Below are 2,970 nucleotides of genomic sequence, written 5' to 3' on the forward strand. Positions count from 1 at the left end.
GGTCCAGGCTCAGGCGCCACATGATCAGGGCGAGGGCGCCCAGCGCTACACCGTAGACCATCCAGGTGCTGGAAGGGATCGGCAGCATATCCCGACGCAGCACGCGCAATGGCGGAACCCGGCCCAAGGCCGCCAGCGGCGGCAAGGCGAAACCGGCCAGCGCCACCAGTCCGGTGCCGATCCCGGCAACGGCCGGAATCAGCCCGCCCGGAGGCACGTCGGTCGGCAGCAAGTCATGCAGCAGGGCAAACAATCCCAGTTGTGCGAGCCAACCGAGGAGGGCGCCGCTGATGCTGGCCAGCAGCCCGAGCACAGTGAGTTGCAAGCTGAACAACACCATGGTTTCCCGGCGCGATAGCCCGAGGCAGCGCAACAATGCACTGGCATCGAACCGGCGGGTGGCGAAACGGGTTGCCGACAGCGCCACCGCCACTCCGGAGAGCAATACCGCCACCAGGCTGGCCATGTTCAGGTAGCGTTCGGCCTTGCCCAGGGCGCCGCCGATCTGTCGATTGCCGTCGCGGGCGTCCTGCAAGCGCTGGTTGGCGGCGAGCCCCGGTTTGATCAGTTGCCGATAGGTTTCGAGTGCCTGAGCGTTACCTCGCCACAGTTCGCGATAGCTGACCCGGCTGCCGGGCTGCACCACGCCGGTGGCCGCAAGGTCGTCGAGGTTGATCAGCACCCGCGGCGTCAGACTGTAGAAATTGCCGGCGCGATCGGGTTCGTAAGTCAGCACCCGCGCCAGTTTCAGGGTTTTCATGCCGACATCGATGCTGTCGCCGATCTTCAGGTCCAGGGCGGTCAGCAGGCGTGCCTCGACCCAGGCTTCACCGGGCTGCGGTCCGCCACCGACTGTTTCCGCGGCGAAGGGGGCGGGCGCGCTTTTCAATTCGCCGCGTAGCGGGTAGGTGTCATCGGCCGCCTTGATGCTGGACAACTGAATGCCGTTATCGGTGGCGATGACGCTGGAGAACTCCACCACCTGAGCGTGTTCCAGACCCAGTTCGGTGCCGCTTCTTATCTGTTCGGGGCGCGCAGGCGAACTGCCTTCGAGCAGCAGGTCGGCACCGAGAAACTCGGTAGCGCGCAGCAGCATGGCGCCGTTCAGGCGCGCGCCAAAGTAACCGATGGCGGTGCTGGCGGCCACGGCCACCAGCAAGGCGAAAAACAACACGCGCAATTCACCGGCGCGGGCGTCGCGCAGCAATTGGCGGATGGCGAGACTGAACAGGCGCAACAGCGGCAGGCGTGCCATCAAGGCTCCAGAGGGGCGACCAGCAGGCCGGCTTCAAGACGGATCAGGCGCCGGCAGCGATGGGCCAGGCGTTCATCGTGAGTCACCAGCACCAGGGTCGTGCCGCGCTCCTTGTTGAGCTCGAACAGCAAGTCGCTGATGCGCTCGCCGGTGTGGCTGTCGAGGTTGCCGGTCGGTTCGTCGGCGAACAGCACATCGGGCTCTGCGGCAAACGCGCGGGCAATCGCCACGCGTTGTTGCTCGCCTCCGGAGAGCTGGCGCGGCGAGTGAGTCAGGCGTTGGCCCAGCCCCACCCGTTGCAGCAATTGGGTGGCGCGTTCGCGGGCGTCTTTGCGGCCATCGAGCTCCAGTGGCAGCATGACGTTTTCCAGGGCATTGAGGCTGTCGAGCAACTGGAATGACTGGAACACAAAACCCACGTGCTCGGCACGGATGCGCGCACGCTGGTCTTCATCGAGGTTGCTCAGGCCTTGCCCGGCGAGAGTGACTTCGCCGCTGCTCGGCAGGTCAAGGCCGGCAAGCAGGCCCAGCAGGGTGGATTTGCCGGAGCCCGAAGCGCCGACGATGGCCAGGCTGTCGCCTTGGTTCAGTTCCAGGCTGAGTTGGTGCAGGATGGTCAATTCACCTTCCGCGCTGGGAACCACTTTGCTAAGGTCCTTCGCGATGAGAATGCTTGCGCCCATGGAGAGTCCGATGCGTGTGTGGTTATTGAGTGCTGGCCTGGCCTTGATGTGTATGGCCCAAAACGCAGCGGCGGGTACAGTCCTGATCGTTGGCGATAGTATCAGCGCCGGTTTCGGGCTGGATACCCGCGTGGGGTGGGTATCGCTGCTTGAGCAGCGGCTCAGGCGTGAAGGTTTCGACGATAAAGTGATCAATGCGTCCATCAGTGGCGACACCAGTGCCGGAGGCCAGGCACGCCTGCCTGCGCTGCTTGCAGAGCATAAGCCTGAGCTGGTTGTCCTCGAGTTGGGCGGCAATGACGGCCTGCGTGGAATGCCCCCGGCTAATTTGCAACAAAACCTTGCGTCGATGATCGACAGCTCCCGGGCCAGCGGTGCCAAGGTGCTGTTGCTCGGCATGCAACTGCCGCCCAATTACGGTGCCCGCTACACCAAGGCCTTCGCCGAGGTCTACAGCAACCTGGCCGATGAGAAAAAGATCCCGCTGGTGCCGTTTTTCCTCGACGGCGTGGGCGGCCATCCGGACTTGATGCAGGCCGACGGCATACACCCGGCGGCCGGGGCCCAGGACAAGTTGCTGGAAAATGTCTGGCCTACTCTAAAACCACTGTTATGACACTTTTCTAGAAGCAGGCTTTCGGCTAAGGTGGCGCCCCCGATTTGGAGCCCCCGATGCCGCGTCCCGCCTGGTCACTATTTGCCTACCAACTGATCGAGCCTGACGAACAGCTGGATCTGTTCGCCTGCCAGGAAGTGCGGGTGCATCTGGTGACCCGTCAACTGGAGCTGGGTGGCTCGGCGGACCGCACCTTGTGTGGCAGCCTGTTGCCGGCACAGCCGCGCTGGTCGAGCGTTGATCGCCGGGTGTTTCAGGACCAGCGGCTGTGTTCGTTGTGCAGGGCCATTCTTGAGTCGCAGAAGCGGGGTACGTCGCCGATCTGGCCTGAATTGCGGTTCGAGCTTTGATCCGTCATTAATCGAGGCGGCCTGAAAGCCGACCTGTCTTTTGTTGACCGTGTACATATCCATTCC

4 protein-coding genes are annotated in these 2,970 nt (G+C 63.6%); 2 read left to right on the plus strand and 2 right to left on the minus strand.

Going from position 1 to position 2,970, the window contains the following annotated elements; all coding sequences use genetic code 11:
• Positions 1-1,255 (minus strand): ABC transporter permease (locus tag ACXRVY_RS22485; RefSeq protein WP_458238273.1); only part of this gene is annotated, 1,255 nt, incomplete at its 3' end.
• Positions 1,255-1,938: an ABC transporter ATP-binding protein gene (locus ACXRVY_RS22490; RefSeq protein WP_115947226.1), complete on the minus strand. Its 684-nt coding sequence runs from the start codon at positions 1,936-1,938 to the stop codon at positions 1,255-1,257. The genes ACXRVY_RS22485 and ACXRVY_RS22490, both read right to left, overlap by 1 nt.
• A gap of 10 nt (positions 1,939-1,948) precedes the next feature.
• On the opposite strand from ACXRVY_RS22490, the gene ACXRVY_RS22495 reads away from it, so the two are divergent.
• The gene (locus ACXRVY_RS22495) at positions 1,949-2,554 is read left to right on the plus strand and encodes an arylesterase (RefSeq protein ID WP_223462507.1); all 606 of its coding nucleotides are present in this window, start codon (positions 1,949-1,951) and stop codon (positions 2,552-2,554) included.
• A 56-nt stretch (positions 2,555-2,610) separates the two neighbouring features.
• Complete coding sequence (locus ACXRVY_RS22500; protein WP_003226812.1) at positions 2,611-2,904, plus strand: hypothetical protein; 294 nt, start codon at positions 2,611-2,613, stop codon at positions 2,902-2,904.
• Positions 2,905-2,970 lie beyond the last annotated feature (66 nt).

The organism is Pseudomonas sp. P5_A2_2 (assembly GCF_054177685.1).

Coding starts and splice junctions, on each gene's coding strand:
- ACXRVY_RS22500 (WP_003226812.1), top strand. CDS start 2,611: ATGCCGCGTCCCGCCTGGTCACTATTTGCCTACCAACTGATCGAGCCT.
- ACXRVY_RS22495 (WP_223462507.1), top strand. CDS start 1,949: ATGCGTGTGTGGTTATTGAGTGCTGGCCTGGCCTTGATGTGTATGGCC.
- ACXRVY_RS22490 (WP_115947226.1), bottom strand. CDS start 1,938: ATGGGCGCAAGCATTCTCATCGCGAAGGACCTTAGCAAAGTGGTTCCC.